At 71.3% G+C, this 17,881-nt stretch carries 17 protein-coding genes and 1 pseudogene; 11 read left to right on the top strand and 7 right to left on the bottom strand.

Annotated features, from left to right (window positions below; translation table 11 throughout):
- Window positions 1–53 precede the first annotated feature (53 nt).
- Both KV381_RS33545 and KV381_RS33540 read left to right on the top strand, forming a co-directional pair.
- Entirely contained in the window at window positions 54–569 is a 516-nt protein-coding gene (locus tag KV381_RS33545) for a MarR family winged helix-turn-helix transcriptional regulator (RefSeq protein WP_030622932.1), read from the top strand.
- A 223-nt stretch (window positions 570–792) separates the two neighbouring features.
- The gene (locus tag KV381_RS33540) at window positions 793–1,155 is read left to right on the top strand and encodes an STAS domain-containing protein (protein ID WP_030089023.1); all 363 of its coding nucleotides are present in this window, start codon (window positions 793–795) and stop codon (window positions 1,153–1,155) included.
- 34 nt (window positions 1,156–1,189) lie between these two features.
- Here the strand turns inward: KV381_RS33540 and KV381_RS33535 are convergent, their stop codons facing one another.
- Window positions 1,190–1,894 (bottom strand): (2Fe-2S)-binding protein, encoded by a 705-nt coding sequence (locus KV381_RS33535; RefSeq protein ID WP_218786985.1) that lies wholly within the window; start codon window positions 1,892–1,894, stop codon window positions 1,190–1,192.
- 244 nt (window positions 1,895–2,138) lie between these two features.
- Here KV381_RS33535 and KV381_RS33530 point away from each other — a divergent pair, with 244 nt between their 5' ends.
- Window positions 2,139–3,317 (top strand): DMT family transporter, encoded by a 1,179-nt coding sequence (locus KV381_RS33530; protein WP_218786984.1) that lies wholly within the window; start codon window positions 2,139–2,141, stop codon window positions 3,315–3,317.
- On the opposite strand, the gene KV381_RS33525 is transcribed toward KV381_RS33530, so the two are convergent.
- Window positions 3,287–4,630: a transglycosylase family protein gene (locus KV381_RS33525; protein WP_218786983.1), complete on the bottom strand. Its 1,344-nt coding sequence runs from the start codon at window positions 4,628–4,630 to the stop codon at window positions 3,287–3,289. The genes KV381_RS33530 and KV381_RS33525 overlap by 31 nt on opposite strands.
- 223 nt (window positions 4,631–4,853) lie before the next feature.
- Entirely contained in the window at window positions 4,854–5,465 is a 612-nt protein-coding gene (locus KV381_RS33520; RefSeq protein WP_218786982.1) for a TetR/AcrR family transcriptional regulator, read from the bottom strand.
- Between the two features lie 82 nt (window positions 5,466–5,547).
- Here KV381_RS33520 and KV381_RS33515 point away from each other — a divergent pair, with 82 nt between their 5' ends.
- Both KV381_RS33515 and KV381_RS33510 read left to right on the top strand, forming a co-directional pair.
- Window positions 5,548–6,300 carry an SDR family oxidoreductase gene (locus KV381_RS33515; protein WP_030089032.1) on the top strand — a complete coding sequence of 251 codons (753 nt, stop codon included), beginning with the start codon at window positions 5,548–5,550 and terminating at the stop codon, window positions 6,298–6,300.
- A 79-nt stretch (window positions 6,301–6,379) separates the two neighbouring features.
- Window positions 6,380–7,483, top strand: a complete 1,104-nt coding sequence (locus KV381_RS33510; protein ID WP_098024525.1) for a LacI family DNA-binding transcriptional regulator — start codon at window positions 6,380–6,382, stop codon at window positions 7,481–7,483.
- Window positions 7,484–7,569: 86 nt separating this feature from the next.
- Here KV381_RS33510 and KV381_RS33505 read toward each other — a convergent pair whose 3' ends face one another.
- The gene (locus KV381_RS33505) at window positions 7,570–7,914 is read right to left on the bottom strand and encodes a hypothetical protein (protein WP_218786981.1); all 345 of its coding nucleotides are present in this window, start codon (window positions 7,912–7,914) and stop codon (window positions 7,570–7,572) included.
- A gap of 260 nt (window positions 7,915–8,174) precedes the next feature.
- Complete coding sequence (locus KV381_RS33500; protein WP_030622943.1) at window positions 8,175–9,515, bottom strand: ROK family protein; 1,341 nt, start codon at window positions 9,513–9,515, stop codon at window positions 8,175–8,177.
- Between the two features lie 142 nt (window positions 9,516–9,657).
- On the opposite strand from KV381_RS33500, the gene KV381_RS33495 reads away from it, so the two are divergent.
- From KV381_RS33495 to KV381_RS33475, 5 genes are all read left to right on the top strand, one after another.
- The gene (locus KV381_RS33495; RefSeq protein ID WP_030089039.1) at window positions 9,658–10,968 is read left to right on the top strand and encodes an ABC transporter substrate-binding protein; all 1,311 of its coding nucleotides are present in this window, start codon (window positions 9,658–9,660) and stop codon (window positions 10,966–10,968) included.
- Between the two features lie 11 nt (window positions 10,969–10,979).
- Window positions 10,980–11,993, top strand: a complete 1,014-nt coding sequence (locus KV381_RS33490; RefSeq protein ID WP_218786980.1) for a carbohydrate ABC transporter permease — start codon at window positions 10,980–10,982, stop codon at window positions 11,991–11,993.
- Entirely contained in the window at window positions 11,986–12,879 is an 894-nt protein-coding gene (locus tag KV381_RS33485; RefSeq protein WP_030089042.1) for a carbohydrate ABC transporter permease, read from the top strand. Before KV381_RS33490 ends, KV381_RS33485 begins: the two co-directional genes overlap by 8 nt.
- 20 nt (window positions 12,880–12,899) lie before the next feature.
- Window positions 12,900–14,261: a GH1 family beta-glucosidase gene (locus tag KV381_RS33480; RefSeq protein WP_030089044.1), complete on the top strand. Its 1,362-nt coding sequence runs from the start codon at window positions 12,900–12,902 to the stop codon at window positions 14,259–14,261.
- 180 nt (window positions 14,262–14,441) lie between these two features.
- Window positions 14,442–15,332 carry a hypothetical protein gene (locus tag KV381_RS33475; RefSeq protein WP_230543518.1) on the top strand — a complete coding sequence of 297 codons (891 nt, stop codon included), beginning with the start codon at window positions 14,442–14,444 and terminating at the stop codon, window positions 15,330–15,332.
- A 53-nt stretch (window positions 15,333–15,385) separates the two neighbouring features.
- On the opposite strand, the gene KV381_RS33470 is transcribed toward KV381_RS33475, so the two are convergent.
- On the bottom strand, window positions 15,386–15,841 hold the full coding sequence (locus tag KV381_RS33470) for a hypothetical protein (protein ID WP_030622952.1): 456 nt from the start codon (window positions 15,839–15,841) through the stop codon (window positions 15,386–15,388).
- Between the two features lie 215 nt (window positions 15,842–16,056).
- On the opposite strand from KV381_RS33470, the gene KV381_RS33465 reads away from it, so the two are divergent.
- Entirely contained in the window at window positions 16,057–16,392 is a 336-nt protein-coding gene (locus KV381_RS33465; protein ID WP_030622955.1) for a hypothetical protein, read from the top strand.
- A gap of 35 nt (window positions 16,393–16,427) precedes the next feature.
- Here the strand turns inward: KV381_RS33465 and KV381_RS33460 are convergent.
- A pseudogene (locus KV381_RS33460) lies at window positions 16,428–17,640 on the bottom strand (IS110 family transposase).
- Window positions 17,641–17,881 lie beyond the last annotated feature (241 nt).

Genomic DNA, 17,881 nt, shown 5'->3' with positions numbered 1-17,881 from the left:
TAGGGGCCGGGCCCGGGCTGACAAGCGGGCCTGGCGGGTGACACAGTGGCCGAATGCCCCACCGAGGATTTCGCCCGAGCAGCCGCGAACAGGCGTCCGCCGACGCGGTCGCCGCCTCGGAGCTGCTGGAGGTGCTGTGGGGCCGGGGCCAGGAATCCGCCGCTTCGGGAACCGTATCGCCCTCCCAGCTTCGGGCCCTGCTCGTGATCGAGCGGCAGGAAGGCACCAATCTTCGGGCGCTGGGCGAGGCCCTGGGCTCCAGTGCCCCCTCCGTCAGCAGGCTCTGCGACCGGATGGAGGCGATGGGGCTCCTCCAGCGTGCGCCCAGCCCGACCAGCCGACGGGAGGTGGAGCTGCGGCTGAGTCCGCGCGGCCGAGCCCTTCTCGAAGAGTACCGGGCCCTGCGTGCCGCCGAGCTGAACGCCGTGCTGGAGCGGATGGATCCCGCCGCGCTCGCCTCGCTCGCCGAGGGCCTCGCGGCCTTCCACGCCGCCGCTACGGAGCGTCTTTCCCCGCGCGGGGAAACGGCCGCGACCCCGCTCCGCGGCGATGTCGCCGACAGCGCCTAGCTTCATCCGGCTCCCGCTTCCGCATCCATCGGTCGACCGACCTTCGACGATCACCCGAGCAACCGTCGCGGATCAGATTGTTACCCCATGAGGAATGTTGTCAAATGGCAACTGTTACTTCTATCGTTACCCCCGTACCCCGCCGCGACCAGGGACGGAACGACGCCGACCCGTCCGGCAGAACGGCTCGCCGCTCCCTTCCGACCCGCCCGAGGTGCCTTCCGTGCTTTCATCGCCCAACGAAGACCGAGCCGTCAGAATCACCACCCGCCAGGAGCGGGGAGCTCTGGTCCTCACCGTGTCGGGTGACCTCGATATCGACAGCGTCGCACCGCTGGGCCTCGCTCTGACCTCGGCGGCCGACGACGGCTCCGGCCCGGTCGTGGTGGATCTCTCCGGCGTCGGTTTCGCGGACTCGACGACGGTGAACGTGCTCCTCCAGGGCCACACCGCGCTGGGCGACCGGCTGCGGCTGGCCGCCCCGTCGCCGTTCATGCGACGCCTGATCGACATGATCGGCCTCGACAGCGCGCTGCCTGTCCTGCCGGCCGTGGACGATGCCATCGACGCCGTCCTGCCTTCCTGACGGACCGGCTTCCCGACTGACTGCCTTCCTGACGCTACGGCTGCGCCCGAGCGGGTCCGGGCGCCCGGTCGAACACGCAGTCCCCGCACAGCCCGCCGCCCGGGCATCGCCAGTACAGGCAGCAGCTGCGCCGCCGGAACGCCGGACCGTGCGGGGCGCCGGTGCCGCGCAGCGCCCCGTCGTCGAAGAGTTCGGCCGCCAGCGCGCGGGCCCGGGCGGCCACGTCCGGCCGGTCCTGGGCGCGTGCGTAGGCGACGAGTTCGCGTACGGCTCCGGCCAGCGCGGACCCCGCGTTGCCCCACAGCAGCCGCGGCGAGATGTTCCCGTCGCGCCGGAACGCCTCGGCCAGCGGCACCAGATGCCCGTACTGGACCTCTTCGCGGATCCGGGCCGCCGTGCCGGGCAGCTCCGTCACCTCCGACAGCCACAGGTCCTCCGGCGAGGTGGACGACGGGTCCCAGTGGAGGGCGGCGGGCGGCAGGGCGGGGATCTGCCCGAAGAGCGCGGCCGGGCCCAGGGCTACGGACCAGAGCCGGGCGGCGAGACCGAGATGGGCGATGGAGGCGGCGACCCTGCGCTCGGGGGCCGCGAGACGCGCCGCGACCTTGTCGACACGCGCGGCGAGAGGACCGTTCCCGCCCGCGTACAACCGCTCCAGCGGGCGGTGTCCGCCGCCGGGCACCGGGGTGGTCCGCAGCGCGAAGAATCCACCGACCGACGCCTGTAGCACCAGGTCCATGCCCTGCTCCCCCTCGCTTCCCGGTCGGTCTCCGGCCCGTGTGCGTCGCCGGCGCCGCGGCCACCGGCCGTGTCGTCCTCGCGCCTCACCGTATCCGCCGCGCGACAACTTCTGACGGCTGGGGGCAGCAGGACTACCGTCGGGAGGAGGACGTCGGTCCGCCGGGCGTACTACTGGGGCAGTAGGCCGAAGTGCAGTCTCAAGGACGACGACGTGGGGCCCCGGACGGGACATCGTGGTGTACATGAGCTCCCTTGCGCTGTCCGTGCTGCTGTCACTGGTCTCCGCGGTCGCGTACGCGGCCGGGGCGATCATCCAGGAGCGCGTGGCCGCGACCGGTGACAACGCCTGGCGGTCCCTGGTGCGCAACGGCGTGTGGTGGGTCGCCGTGCTGCTCAACGGGACCGGTGCGGTCCTGCACGTGGTGGCGCTCGCCTACGGGCCGCTCAGCCTGGTCCAGCCGCTCGGCGCGCTGACGATCGTCTTCGCCCTGCCGATGGCGGCCCTGTTCGTCGGGCGGCGGGCGGGGGCGACGGCCTGGCGTGGCGCCCTGATGGCGACGGCGGGACTCGGTGGGCTGCTGGCGCTCACGGGGAACGCCGAGCCGCACACCCTGAACGGTCCCGAGCAGGTGCTGCTGGCCTCGGTGACGTTCGGTGCCGTCGGCGCGCTCGTCGTGCTCGCCCGTACGCTGCGCCGGCCGGTCCTGCGCAGCATCGTGCTGGCCACGGGGGCGGGCGGGGCGTTCGGGATGGCCTCGGTGTTCACCAAGACCGTGGCCGTGGAGTGGACGTCCGGTTCGGTGCGCTCCGGCGCTCTGCCGCTGCTGGTGATCGCGGGGCTCGCGGCGGCGGGCCTGTTCCTGTCCCAGGCCGCCTACCGGGGCGCGGGTCTCACGGCTCCGCTCGCGACGGTGACGGTGGTCAACCCGGTGGTGGCCGCGGCGATCGGCATCACGCTGTTCGGCGAGCACTTCCGCCTCGGCGTCCCCGGCACCGTTCTGGCCCTCTTCTGCGGGGCGGTGGCCGCGGGCGGGCTGATCATGCTGACGCTGGAGCGGATGGGCAAGGAGCCCGCCCAGGAACCCCGGACGCCGACGGGCCCCGCTCCGGTCGACGCCGAGGCGGCAGCGCCCGAGGCGACGGGCCCGGCCGGCGGCTCCGGTCCGAAGGACGCGTCACCCGGCGCGGAGGGGCGGGAGGGCGGACGCCCCTCGCCGTCGCCGGTCGTGCCGGAACGCACACCCGGGCGGCTGCCCGTGGCGCACACGTCGTCGCCCCTGCCGCCGGGACAGGCGGTGCCTCAGGTGGGGTTCGGTGCACCGGGCCAACTCGCGGAGCAGCGCCGGCGGGGCGGGGCCACCCTGCGGCGGCCCCGCTCCGAGCGGACGGTTCAGACCCTGACGCCGCCGGCCCGGAGGTAGGCGAGCGGGTCGACGTCCGAGCCGTAGCCGGGGCCCGTACGGACCTCGAAGTGCAGGTGCGGGCCCGTGCTGTTGCCCGTGGAGCCGGAGCGGGCGATGCGCTGTCCGCCGGATACCGACTGGCCCGCGCGCACATGGAGCGCGGAGAGATGGGCGTACTGGCTGTACTTGCCGTCGCTGTGTCGGATGACGACCTCGTAGCCGTACGCTCCGGCCCAGCCGGCCGAGACGACGTGCCCCGGGGCCACCGACTTCACCGATGTCCCGGTGGGCACGGGGAAGTCCACGCCCGTGTGATAACCGCTGGACCAGGAGCCGGCCTGCCGGTAGGGAGTGCCGGTGCCGGCGGCCACCGGGGCGCTGAAACCGGAGTGCTTCACGGCGCGCTCCGGAGCGGGCGCCTCCTTCTTGGGCGCTTCCTTCCTCGGCGCTTCCTTCTTGGGCTCTTCCTTCTTCGGCGCTTCTTGCTTGGGCGCTTCTTGCTTGGGCGCCGCCTTCTTGGGCGCCTGCTGCTTCGGGGCTTCCTGCTTCGGTACGGCCTTGGGCCGGTCCGCCGAGGGCTTCGGGGCGGTCTGCCGCGCGGGCTTGCCGGAGCTCTTCCCCTCCCCCGCCTTCGGCGCCCGGCTCTGGTCGAGGCTCAGCCGCTGACCGGGGAAGATCAGGTCCGGGTCGCTGCCGACGACGCCGCGGTTGGCCGCGTAGAGGCTCTGCCAGCCGCCGCGCACCCGCTGGGCGGACGCGATCCCGGAGAGGGAGTCGCCGCTCGCGACGGTGTACGAGTCACGCTTGCCCGGCACGTGGGTGGGCGTCGCCTCGGCGGGCCGGGTCTGCGGCTGCCTGGCGGGCGCGCTCTGCGGTGCGGAGGCCTGGACGGGCCGGTTCCCCGCGCTCTGCGTGTCGGGCCCCGCCCCCGGGGCGGCCCCCGGCGCGTCGCCGCCCCGGGTGAGCCCCGCCCGTACCGAACAGGTGGGCCAGGCGCCGGGGCCCTGGCCGTCCAGCACCTTCTCGGCGACGGCGATCTGCTGGTCGCGGGTGGCGAGGTCGGCGCGAGGCGCGTACTGCGTGCCGCCGAAGGCCGCCCAGGTGGAGCCGCTGAACTGCAGTCCGCCGTAATAGCCGTTGCCCGTGTTGACCGCCCAATTGGGGCTGGACTCGCAGGCGGCGACCTTCTCCCAGGTGTCCACCGGTGCGGCGCCCGCCGAGGCCGCGGTGATGAGCGGGAGCGCGATGCCCGCGCCGCCCGCCGTCACCGTGAGCGAGGCACGGTTGATCCGGCTGGGCTGATACCTGCGGTGCCGTCCGTTCGCGGCCATACTTGGCTCCCCCACTGGCTTTGGGACATCTCGCAAGGGGCAACGTAGGTCCGCGTTGTCACTGATCACAAGCAAAACGTGATACTCGGCCGCCCCCGGTCGGTCCGTGGCCGGATTCCGATCCCCGGCGATCGGGCGCGGAGCAGGTCCAGCCGAAGCGACGGACTTTCCTCACTTCCGGACACGAACTCCTGGACATGGACTCCTGGATACGTGCGGGCCCTCATCCCACCTCGCCGGACTCCTCCGGCCAGACCCGCATGGCCACCTCCGCGAGCGTCTCCAGCTCCGCGCGGCTCGCGCCGTCCCGCGCCTGCTGCGACATTCCCTGGATGACGGCCGCCGTACAGCGGGCGAGCGCCGCCGCGTCGGTGTCCGCGGGCAGCACGCCCGCGTCGATGTCCGCCTGGATCCGCCGCCGGAACTCCGTCATGTTTCGCTCGCGTCGGCCGCGCAGGGCCTCCACCACCTCGTCCGACGAGCAGTTCTCGGCGGCGCTGAGCACCATGCAGCCGTGCGGCCGGCCGGCCGCGGTGTACTCCGCCGCCGCCTCGCGCAGCATCCGCGCGAAACCGCGCCGCGCGGTCGGCTCCTCGGCCATGGCACGGTCGCCGAAACCACCGAAGAGGTCCGCGTACGTCTCGACGACCTCTGCGAAGAGGGTGCGCTTGTCGCCGAACGCCGCGTACAGGCTCGGTGCGGCGATGCCCATCACGCGGGTCAGATCCGCGATCGAGGTCGCCTCGTACCCCTGCTCCCAGAAGGTCAGGGTCGCCTTCCGGAGAGCGTCCTCCCGATCGAAGGACCGTGGCCTGCCGCGCTGTTTCGTCGCCATGCTCCCATTCTATAGCGACCGCTAATGAACGTGTTACGGTCACTTCTGTAGCGACCGCTAATCAAAAAAGAGGGGCGGAGCCATGGGCTCACTCACGGGCAGGACCGCACTGGTCACCGGCGGCAGCAGGGGCATCGGACGCGGGATAGCCGAACGGCTGGGACGGGACGGAGCGGTCGTCGGCGTGCACTACGGCACCAACGAGGCGGCGGCCGAGGAGACCGTGGCCGCCATCCGGGCGGCGGGCGGCACGGCCTTCGCGCTCGGCGCGGACCTGGGGGCCCCGGGGGCCGCCGCCGCACTGTGGGCCGCCTTCGACCAGCGCGCGGACGGCCTGGACATTCTGGTGAACAACGCGGGCATCGGCGTCTCGCGCAACTTCACGGAGATCGACGAGAAGGAGTACGACCGGCTGTTCACGGTCAACACCAAAGCGCCGTTCTTCCTCACGCAGTCGGGCCTCGACCGGCTGCGCGACGGCGGACGCGTCATCAACATCTCGACGGGCCTCAGCCACGCGGCGATGATGCCGGACCTGATCGCCTACGCCATGACCAAGGGCGCGGTGGACGTGTTCACGCGGAATCTGTCCAAGGTGCTCGGCGACCGGGGCATCACGGTCAACGCGGTGGCACCGGGCCTCGTGGACACCGACTCCACCACGGACCGGCTGCGCGCCAGCGACGAGGCCTGGGCCGCCGCGGCCGCCCTGTCCACCCTGGGGAGGGTCGGCACGCCGGCGGACATCGCCGACGTGGTGGCCTTCCTCGCCTCGGACGAGGGCCGGTGGATCACGGGCCACTGGATCGACACGACGGGCGGCTCGCTGGCCTGAGACGTGACGCAGGTCCGTCACGGGAGTACCGGGAAGCCGACCGTGGAGAGCGCTCTCCGTTAGTGCTATAAAGGCGCTCATGACGGATGATCTGCGGTCGGCCGGAGCACCCACCCTGGAGGACGTGGCGCGGGCGGCCGGTGTCTCGCGCGCCACCGTCTCGCGGGTCATCAACGGGGTGCGCAATGTCGACCCGGTGATCCAGGAGGCCGTGCGGCACGCGGTCTCCGTGACGGGCTACACCCCGAACCGGGCGGCCAGATCCCTGGTCACCCGGCGGGCCGACGCCGTAGCCCTGGTGGTGTCGGGCGCGGGCGTCGAGCCGGCGGCGGCCGAGGAGGACTCCGACGCCGGGGCCTCCGGGAGGGACGGGACCGGCGATGCGGGGTCGTTCACCGCGCAGGTGTTCGCGGACCCGTTCTTCGGCCGGGTGGTGACCGGGGTGGTCAACTACCTGCGTCCGCGCGGGATGCACCCGGTGCTGATGTTCGCGGAGACGTCACGGGCGCGCGAGGAGGTGGTGGCGTACCTGCGGCAGGGCAGTGCGGACGGGGCCCTGGTCGTCTCGACGCACGCCGAGGACCCGCTGCCCGCCCTGATCGCGGACGCCGGTCTGGCGGCCGTCCTGTACGCGCGCCCGGCGCGGCCGGTCCCGGTCAGCTATGTCGACCTCGCGCACCAGGACGGCGCGCGGCTGGCGGCCGAGCACCTCCTGGGCCGGGGCTGCCGCCGGATCGCGACGATCAGCGGCCCGCTGGACGTACCGGCGGGCCAGGCCCGGTTGACCGGTTTCCGGGACACCATGGCGCGCCACGGGCACCCGTACGTCCCCACCGCCGAGGGGCAGTTCACCCAGGAGAGCGGCGAGGCGGCGATGGAACGGCTGCTGGCGGAACACCCCGACCTGGACGGGGTGTTCGCCGCCAACGACCTGATGGCTCTGGGGGCCTGCCATGTCCTGCGCGAGCACGGCCGCTCGGTGCCGGGGGACGTGGCGGTGGTGGGCTTCGACGACAGCAGCGCCGCCCTGGCCTGCCGCCCGCCGCTGACCACGGTCCGGCAGCCGGTGGAGGGGATGGCCGCCGAGATGACGCGCCTGCTGCTGGACCGGCTGGCCCGGCCGGACGGGCCGGTCACCTCCGTGATCTTCGAACCGGAGCTGGTGGTGCGGGGGTCGGCCTAGGGCTTGCCGTCACATTCCCGCCGTCGCCCGGAGGGGACCGGTCCGGTGGGGCGGCTGCCCGGGACGCGCCGGAGTCGCCGTCCCGATCAGCCCGTTCCCAGCGCGTCCGCCCGCCTCGTCAGTTCTGCCGCGATGTCGTCCCAGTCCGGGCCGTGCAGCCACAGGTTCTCGGCGGCCTCCCTCATCAGCGCCGGTTCGTCCGGTCGTTGCAGAAGCACCAGCCGATAGGCGAGGTTGCGCACCCAGACCGGCAGCAGGCCGTCGACCACGTGCGGGCACAGCTCGCGCAGCATGCCGAGGATCGCGTCCGCGTCCGCGAAGGTCAGCTCCTCGACGAAGTAGTGCTCCCGGTGTTCGCGGCCGCACTCCTGCGTGGGCCGGTTCTCGTCACCGTAGAGACAACGCGCGTGCTCGGTCAGGGTGCTGTGCATGCCCGGACCCTATGCCGCCTCGTCCGCCGGGCAGAGCCCGAGGGCGCCGGGGCGACGCGGGGATGCGGTTCGCCTGCCGGTTCGTGCCGCTTCCGCCGGAGCGCCCGTCGGCCGACGCCCAGGACGCGTGGCTGGGACGGGTGGACCCGCGCTGGGTCGCACCGGGCCGCGCGGGGCGGTAGCCAGGAGGCGGTGGCGCGGGCCGCGGGGCGGCCGACGACGGACCCGCCCGCCCCGGAGCCTTCCGCGCCCGCTCACGCTCAGGTCGTCGATGTCGACGTGCGGTGGCGTTCCCGGACCGCCTGGGCCGCCGTACGCGGCGGTGTGCCGGTGACGCCGGTCGCCGGGCGGCTGCCGCCCCGGGTGAGGAAGTCGGCGAGCGGCAGCGTGGCCGCGCCCACGGTGACCGCGTCCGGGCCGAGGCGCCCCATCTCGATGGTGGTGCGGGCCGCCGCGTGGCGCAGGGCGTACTCGTTCGCGTACCGGCGAATCTCGGGCAGCAGCCGGGGGCCGATGAGCAGGCCCGCCCAGCCGCCGATCAGGATCCGCTCGGGCAGGAAGAGGTTGATCAGATCGGCGAGGGCCGCGCCGAGGCATTCGGCCGTCTCGTCGAGCAGCGCGAGGGCCACCGGGTCCGGGGCGGCGCCCCGGCGTGCCGGGTAGGCGGCGGCGAGCAGGGCCGCCAGCGCGGTCTCGTCGTCGGCGTCCTCGGGCAGCGGTCCGCCCGCCTCGCGCCAGCGCTCGCGCAGGGCCTCCGCGCCCGCGTACGCCTCCAGGCAGCCGATGGAGCCGCAGCGGCACCGTCGGCCGCGCAACTGGACGGTGGTGTGGCCCCATTCGAGGGCGAGGCTGGTGCGGTCCTCGTCGAGGATGTCGCCGTGGTCGACGCAGGCGCCGACGCCCGAGCCGATGAGGGCGATGGCGGCGGCGCCCGCGCCCCGGCCGCCGCCGAACCACATCTCGGCCTGGCCGAGCGTCTTGGCGCCGTTGTCGATGAAGAGCGGCACCTCGGGCGGCACGTCGACCGCCTCGCGCAGCAGCTGCTCGAAGGGGACCGCGCGCCAGCCGATGGTCTGGCCGTGCACCACCGCGCTGCGCGTGCCGTCGGGCCCTTCCGGCCCGTCGCGCTCGATGATGCCGGGTACTCCGATGCCGATGCCGAGGAGCCGGCGCGGATCGGCGCCCGCGTCGCGCAGCACGTCCGCGACACCGGTGCGGACATGGGCGACGATGCGGTCGACGTCGTAACCGTGCTGGGCCAGCAGCCTTTCGGTGCGGGCCAGTTCGGTCAGGGAGAGGTCGAACAGCTCGACCCGGACCCGGGTCTCGCCGATGTCGATGCCGACGAGCAGTCCGCCGTCCGGGGCGACGCGCAGCAGCGTACGCGGGCGGCCGCCGTCGGAGTCGACGATGCCGGCCTCCTCCAGCAGGCCCTCGGCGGAGAGTTCCGCGACGACGTTGCTGATGGATCCTGAACTCAGGCCCGTGACCGGTCCGAGCTCCTGACGGCTCAGCGGGCCGTCGAAATACAACCGTTGCAATACCCTCGCCCGGTTGCCCCGTCGCAGGTCACGCACGGTCCGTCTGTTGCGCTCGGCCATGTTGCTCCTTCCCGTCCAGGAACATACCCCGGTCCCAGGCCTTGACGCGACCTTCTCTCACCTCTTAAATCACGGCATAAATTAAGTCATAGAGGCCGTTCGGTTCCCGAACGCAGCCATCCCCGGAAAGGGGCCACCTCACATGCGTCATGTCAGAGCCGCAAGCGCCGTCACCCTCGCCCTCGCCATCGCCGTAGCCGCCACCGGCTGTGGCGGCGGGACGACCTCGGGCGGCAGCAACGAGTCGCCGAAGACCCTCACCTACTGGGCGTCCAACCAGGGCCCCAGCATCGAGGCCGACAAGGAGATCCTCACTCCCGAGCTGAAGAAGTTCGAGAAGGAGACCGGGATCAAGGTGAAGCTGGAGGTCGTGCCGTGGGCCGACCTGCTGAACCGCATCCTCGCCGCCACCAGCTCCGGTCAGGGCCCGGACGTGCTGAACATCGGCAACACCTGGTCGGCCTCGCTCCAGGCGACCGGCGCGCTCCTGCCGTGGGACGACAAGAACTTCGAGGCGATCGGCGGCCGGGACCGCTTCGTCGACTCGGCGGTCGCCTCGGCCGGCAAGGAGGGCGAGCCGCCCGCCGCCGTGCCGCTGTACTCCCTGGCGTACGCCCTCTACTACAACAAGAAGATGTTCGCCGAGGCGGGCGTCGAGAAGCCCCCGGCCACCTGGGACGAGCTGGTCGCGACCGGCAAGAAGGTATCCAAGGACGGCAAGTGGGGGCTCGGCGCCGAGGGCGGCAACCTCTCCAACAACATCCACCAGACCTTCGTCCTGGGCCAGCAGCACGGCGCCGACTTCTTCGACAAGGACGGCAAGGCGACCTTCACCTCGGACGGTGCGGTCGCGGCGGTGAAGCAGTACATCGACTTCATGGCCAAGGACAAGATCATCGCTCCGGGCAACGCGGAGTACGCCCAGAACCAGTCGCTCACCGACTTCGCCAAGGGCAAGACCGCCATGGTGCTGTGGCAGGCCGCCGCCTCCACCTTCGCCGCCCAGGGCATGAAGCCGGAGGACTGGGGCGCGGCCCCGGTGCCGGTCCCCTCGGGCGTACCGGGTGCGGGCAAGCAGACCAACTCCATGGTCGCGGGCATCAACATGGCCGTCTTCAAGAACACCAAGAACATCGACGGCGCGAAGAAGTTCGTGAAGTTCATGACGAGCGACGCCGAGCAGAAGCTGCTCAACAAGACCTACGGCTCGATCCCTCCGGTCAAGGCCGCACAGGCCGATGCCGCCTTCGGGGCCCCCGACCTCAAGGTCCTCCGCGACACCCTCGCCACCAGCGCCGCCCCGCTCCCCCAGGTCCCGAACGAGTCGCAGTTCGAGACGGCCGTGGGCACGGCGGTCAAGGAGCTGTGGGCGGACGCGGCGGCCGGCCGTCCCGTCACCGACGAATCCGTCAAGGCGCGCCTGGAAAAGGCCCAGCAGACGATGCAGCAGTGAGGCCCTGATCCATGACCGCCACCGTCACCACGGACCCCGAGGTCGACAAGTCGATCGACGCGGGTACGAGCCGGGGCACCGGGGGTGCGCGCAGGAGACTGCCGCGCATCCCCGACCGGATCCGCCAAGGCGGACTGCCCTATCTCCTGCTGCTGCCCGCCGTCCTGCTGGAACTGCTCATCCACATCGTCCCGATGGTCATCGGGATCGTGATGAGCTTCCGTCAGCTCACCCAGTTCTTCATCAACAACTGGGGTGCTGCCCCCTGGACCGGCCTCGACAACTACCGCATCGCCGTCGACTTCGACGCGCCGATCGGCGAGGCCCTGCTCCACTCGTTCTTCGTGACCTGCGTCTTCACGTTCTTCTCGGTCGGGTTCGCCTGGCTGCTGGGCACCGCGGCGGCGATCCTCCTCCAGGAGAGCTTCCGGGGCCGGGGCGTCCTGCGGGCGATCTTCCTCGTGCCGTACGCGCTGCCGGTCTACGCGGCCGTCATCACCTGGGCGTTCATGTTCCAGCGGGACAACGGGCTGATCAACCACGTGCTGCACGACCAACTCGGCATCACCGACGAGCCGTCGTTCTGGCTGATCGGCGACAACAGCATCTACACCCTGATCATCGTCTCGGTGTGGAAGGGCTGGCCGTTCGCCTTCCTGATGCTGATGGCCGGGCTCCAGAACATCCCGCGCGAGCTGTACGAGGCCGCCTCGATCGACGGCGCGGGCATCTGGCAGCAGATCCGCCGGATCACCCTCCCCTCGCTGCGCCCGGTCAACCAGGTGCTGGTCCTCGTGCTCTTCCTGTGGACGTTCAACGACTTCAACACGCCGTACGTCCTGTTCGGGAAGTCGGCGCCGGAGAGCGCGGACCTGATCTCGATCCACATCTACCAGTCGTCGTTCGTCACCTGGAACTTCGGCACCGGATCCGCGATGTCGGTCCTGCTGCTGCTCTTCCTGCTGGTCGTGACGGCCGTCTATCTGTTCTTCACCTCGCGCGGAAGGAAGGGCGCCGATGTCTAGCCTCACGCGGCCGACCCGCACCACCCGGTCGCGGGCCCGCTCGCCGATGGCCGCGCCGCAGTCCTTCCTCTGGACCCGGCGCATCGTCCTGACCCTGCTCGCCGGCTTCGTCCTGCTGCCGGTCTACGTGATGGTCAGCAGCTCGCTGAAGCCACTCCAGGACGTCTCGGGGAAGTTCCAGTGGATTCCGTCCACGCTGACGATCCGGCCGTACTTCGACATCTGGGAGACCGTCCCGCTCGCCAAGTACTTCGTCAACTCGCTGATCGTGGCGGGTTCGGCGACCGTGCTGTCGGTGACGATCGCGGTGTTCTCGGCGTACGCGGTGAGCCGCTACCGGTTCCGGGGCAAGCGGGTCTTCACCGTCACGGTGCTGTCCACGCAGATGTTCCCGGGGATCCTCTTCCTGCTGCCGCTGTTCCTCATCTTCGTCAACATCGGCAACAGCACCGGCGTGGCGCTGTACGGCTCGCGCGGCGGCCTCATCCTGACGTACCTCACGTTCTCGCTGCCGTTCTCGATCTGGATGCTGATCGGCTACTTCGACTCCATCCCCCGCGACCTCGACGAGGCGGCCCTGGTGGACGGCTGCGGACCGGTCCGCGCGCTCTTCCAGGTCGTTGTGCCGGCCGCCGTGCCGGGCATCGTCGCGGTCTCCGTCTACTCCTTCATGACGGCCTGGGGCGAAGTGCTCTTCGCGTCCGTCATGACGAACGACGCGACCCGGACCCTCTCCGTCGGTCTCCAGGGCTACGCCACGCAGAACGACGTGTACTGGAACCAGGTCATGGCCGCCTCGCTCGTCGTCAGCGTCCCGATCGTCGTCGGGTTCCTGCTCCTCCAGCGCTACCTGGTCGCCGGCCTGACCGCAGGAGCCGTCAAGTGACCTCCACAGAAAGGCAGTTCGTGTCCGACCTCACCGCACTCCCGGCGGACTTCACCTGGGGAGTCGCCACCGCCGCGTACCAGATCGAGGGGGCCGTGGCCGAGGACGGCCGCTCCCCCTCGATCTGGGACACGTTCTCGCACACCCCCGGCAAGGTCGACGGCGGCGACACGGGCGACGTGGCCTGCGACCACTACCACCGGGTCCCCGAGGACATCGGCCTGATCAAGCGGCTCGGCGCGGACGCGTACCGCTTCTCCATCGCCTGGCCGCGCGTCGTGCCCGGCGGCGACGGACCGGTCAACAAGGCGGGCCTGGACTTCTACGACCGGCTGGTGGACGGCCTGCTGGAGGCGGGCGTCACTCCGTTCGCCACGCTGTACCACTGGGACCTGCCGCAGGCGCTCCAGGACCGGGGCGGCTGGACCGTACGGGAGACCTCGGAGCACTTCGCCGCGTACGCCGCGCACGTGGTGGAGCGGCTCGGCGACCGGGTCAAGGACTGGGCGACGCTCAACGAGCCGCTGTGCTCGGCGTGGATCGGCCATCTGGAGGGCCGGATGGCACCGGGCCTCACCGACCTGACCGCCGCCGTGCGCGCCTCCTACCACCTGCACCTGGGCCACGGTCTCGCCGTCCAGGCGATCCGGGCGGCCTCCTCGGACGCCCGGGTCGGCATCGTCAACAACCTCAGCCCGATCGAGCCGGCGAGCGGGAGCGAGGCCGACCTCGCCGCCGCTCGGCGCGCCGACGGACACATCAACCGCTGGTGGCTGGACCCGATCCTGGGACGCGGCTACCCGCAGGACATGGTCGAGGAGTACGGCGTCGAACTCCCCGTCCAACCGGGCGACTTGGAGACGATCGCGGCCCCACTGGACTGGCTCGGGCTGAACTACTACTTCCGCCAGATCGTCACCGCCGACCCCGACGGCACCGCGCCCCGGGCCAGGCAGGTCTCCGTCCCCGGCGCCCGGCTCACCCACATGGACTGGGAGGTCCACGCGGAGGGCCTGGAGCAGCTGTTGCTGCGGCTGACCGAGGAGTACGGCGTCGAGCGGATCTTCGTCACCGAGAACGGTTCGGCGTACGAGGACGTCGTCGCGGCGGACGGTTCGGTGCACGACCCCGAGCGCGTCCGCTATCTGGAGGAGCACCTCGCCGCCTGCGCCCGCGCGGTCGCCAAGGGCGCTCCGCTGGCCGGGTACTTCGCCTGGTCCCTGATGGACAACTTCGAGTGGGCGTACGGCTACGACAAGCGGTTCGGGCTGGTCCACGTGGACTACGCGACCCAGCGCCGCACGGTCAAGAGCAGCGGGCTCCGGTACGCGGAGCTGGTCCGGGAGCACACGGAACGCCGGGACGGCCGGACGGCCGCCTGATCCCGCTTCTCCCCTGCTCCTCCCGGCAGCCCTCCGGCCGCGGCGTACTCTCGCCGCGGCCGGATGAGCACTGCTGACCGATCCCGCGCCGAACGCACGGGGCATACGGTGGGCCGCCGCCGCACGGGCCGTACCGAAATGGGTTGTCGCAAGGTTCGGGCGTCGGCGAGGATCCACCCCGTGACGACCAGAAAGGGCCAGGGCGTCCAGACCGCCCTCATGCCCTACGCCCGCCTCCCCCGAACGCACCGCAGTCGCCCCGTCCTGACCAGTACCGTCGATGTCTTCGGCACCGCCCACTGGCTGCTCGGCGAGCATGTTCCGCAGCCCGGCGGCGATGTCCCGCCCTTCGACGCCCTGGTCGTCTCCGTCCATCCCGGTGGCAGCATCGAACTCACCGAGCTGCGCAGCGTACGGGCCCGCTGGCCGCATCTGGACCGCCTGCCCGACGGCGGGTTCGTCGTCGCCGCGTCTCGCGCCCGCCGCTACGAGGACTCCGACCAGGTCCAGGTCTTCGACGTGCTCGGCCGCGAGACCTCGTCCTTCTCCGTCGGGGACGCCATCGAGCACCTGCTCGTGGACGAGGCCGGCCAGATCTGGGTCGGGCACTTCGACGAGAACCCGATCGGAATCCGCCGCTGGAGCGCCACGGGCCGGCCCACCTGGATGTCGGACGACGCCCACATCCCCGGTCTCTTCGACTGCTACGCACTGAACGTGTCGGGCACCACCGCCTGGGCTTGCCCGTACACGGACTTCCCGCTCGTCGAGATACGTCCCGACCGTCGCGAGCGGCCCGTCAGGGTGCGGGAGAACCACGTGCGGGGTGCCAGGGCAGTGGCTGTCCACGGTGAACGAGTGGCCTTCTACGGCGGCTACGGCGAAGAACAGGACCGACTCGCCCACGGCGAAATCACCGGGACATCCGTGGAGCAGACCGACGTCGGCCTGCTCACCCTGTCCGACGGCTCAGTCGCGGGCCGACGACGGGTCGTCGGCCGAGGCAGCAGGATCTACGTCCAGGCCGAACCGTTCACCGAGTGGGGCGTTTTCGACCTCAGCAGCTGCTAGCCGCCCCGGGAGAGACCGGTCCGACCCGGTCGTCTCCCAGCGACCGCACGCCTCTACGGCGCACGGTCCATCGGGTCATCGGCCGCTTCCCCGCCCCGCCAGCTCTTGTCCGCGGCACGCCACCCGGCACGCGCATGGGTCCAGGGCAGGGAGTCGACGGGGTGCAGGCGTGAGTGCCGCATTACCGCGCGCAGGGCGATGAATCCGGGCCCGGTGTCCGGGCGGACGGGCACTCCCGCCGCGAGCTCCTTCGCCGTGGGGAGGGGCGGGCGGTCAAAGTTGACGTTCCGCGGTCCTGCTCCGATCAGCCACAGAAGTATCCCGTCGCTCACCGCCTGCGCACACTCCGCGTCGATGTCCTCCGGGCCGAGCGGATTGACGAAATCGAAGCCGAGCCACCAGTCCGGGAGCGGCTCGAAATCCACGGTGAACCAGGCGAACCCGCCCATACAGCTCGGCCGGGTGTAGCGGACGTGGACGTCGCGGCGGGCCTCGGCGGGGAATCGCATGCCGGAAGCGTGCCCGTTCGACGGACGCCGGGGCAACAGGATTCCAAGGCCGACGTACCGACGCCCCGCCGGGGGGGCCTCTATGTCCTTCGTCAAGGTGTGACCGTGTGCCGCAGTCGGCGACTCTTGAGCACCCCGGCAACCATTCCGGCTCGGCGGGGGTCCTCCATACCAGGCCCCCGCTCGGGGCCATCGGCGCAAGAGGGAGGAGCGTCATGGGGGTCCGCAAGGCAGCGAAAGGCGTCGGCGACTTCCTGGTCGAGACGCTGGGAGAAGCCGTCGCCGAGGTGATCCTCAGCCTGCTCGCCTGTGCCCTGCTCGGCTGTCTGGCTCTGATCGCCTACCTGAGCTGGTCCCTCAGCCCGCGCTTCACCATCGCGGGGGCTGGGCTGCTCAGCCTCCTCCTCGCCCACGGCGCCTGGCAGACCTTCCGTACTCCCGCGAAGGGGCGCCGTCGGGGCCTCGCAGCCCTGACCGCTGTCGGTTTCACTGTGACATCCATGACGGCCCTCTTCCTGCTGCTCTACTCCACAGGATGCGACTGCCTGTGAGGCCGTTCGGTTCAGCTACGCAAGTCCGAGGCCGGTCATGCGGTAGCTGTTTCGGGAACGCGTGACTGGTAGAAGGTGCCGTCGCGGAGCATGGCGAACAGGACGCTGATGCCTTGGCGGGCGAGGCGGAGGAGGGCTCGGGTGTGGGTTTGCCGCGGGCTCGTTGCTTGTCGTAGTAGGTGCGGGAGGCCGGGTCGGCGTTCATGCAGGCGCAGGCGGAGAGGAACATGGCGCGTTAGAGCCGGCGGTTTCCGCCTCGGGGTGCGTGTTCGCCGTGGATGGAGGTCCCGGACTGCTTCGTGACTGGGGCGAGGCCGGCGTAGGAGGCGAGGTGGGCGGCGGTGGGGAAGCTGGTGCCGTCGCCGACGGTGAACAGCAGGACGGCGGCGGTCCTGACGCCGACGCCGGGCATCGACGTCAGGACCTTCGAAAGAGGGTGGGCCGCCAGCAGGCTGTTGATCTGGGCTTCCATCGCTCGGCGCTGGGTGTGGACGGCGGCGAGCTGGCCGGCCAGGGAAGGGATCACGATGCCCAGGGTGCCGGTCCCGGGCACCACCACGATCTGCTCGTCCAGAGCGTCGAAGACCTCGTCGATCAGCCTGGTGGTCATGCGCGGGGCCTTTGGACGGATCAGCTCCACGAGTCTGCGACGTCCGGCTTTGCGCAGGGCGGCCGGGGATCCGTAGCGCTCCAGCAGCCAGGTCACGGCCTGGTGGTCGAGGCGGGGGCCCAGGACGCGTTCCAGGCTGGGGGGGGGAACTGGGTGAGCAGGCCGCGTATCCGGTTGGAGGTGCGGGCGGCCTCGGCGGCCAGGTCCTGGTCGAAGCCGACGAGCACGGTCAGCTCGGCGGTGATCTCGTCGGTCAGCTCCAGCGAGCGCAGGGTGTGCGGCATCGTCCGGGCGGCGTCCGCGATGACGGCGGCGTCCTAGGCGTCGGTCTTGGCCTCGCCCCGGTAAAGGTCGGCGATCCGGCGTATCGCCAGTCCGGGCAGGTAGGCGACCTGGCAGCCCACGTCGCGGGCCACGGTCAGTGGCAGGGCGCCGATGGAGGCGGGCTGGTCCACGATCACCAGCACGGTGCCGAACTTCGCGGTCAGCTTGTCGAAGACGGCCCGCAGCTTGGGCTCGCTGTTGGGCAGCGGCTTGTCGAAGACCTTCTTCCCGCCCGGGGTGAGCCCGTGACCGTGATGGCTGCTCTTGCCGACGTCCAGACCGAGGAACACGCCCACGTCTTCGATCTCGAACATCGTGCCCCTTCCCAGGGGGTGTTGACGGTGCCAGCCTCGGCTCGGGTGTCGTGCTCGCGCATCCACGCTATGCAGACCTGCTGCCCGCGAACTGTCCAGCATTGCGCCGGACCGGACGGTGGCCGGACCTCTGATCAGCGTCTCCGACGAACACTCCCGGACCCGGTGACACCACCCCCCAGGTCATGCCTTCGACAGGGGGACACAGTCATGCCGGGCCCAGAGGCCAGCGGCCCCAGTG

It is taken from the genome of Streptomyces sp. WY228, from assembly GCF_019287315.1.
Classification (GTDB): Bacteria; Actinomycetota; Actinomycetes; order Streptomycetales; family Streptomycetaceae; genus Streptomyces; species Streptomyces caviscabies.
This window is presented reverse-complemented; position numbering and strand designations above follow the sequence as displayed.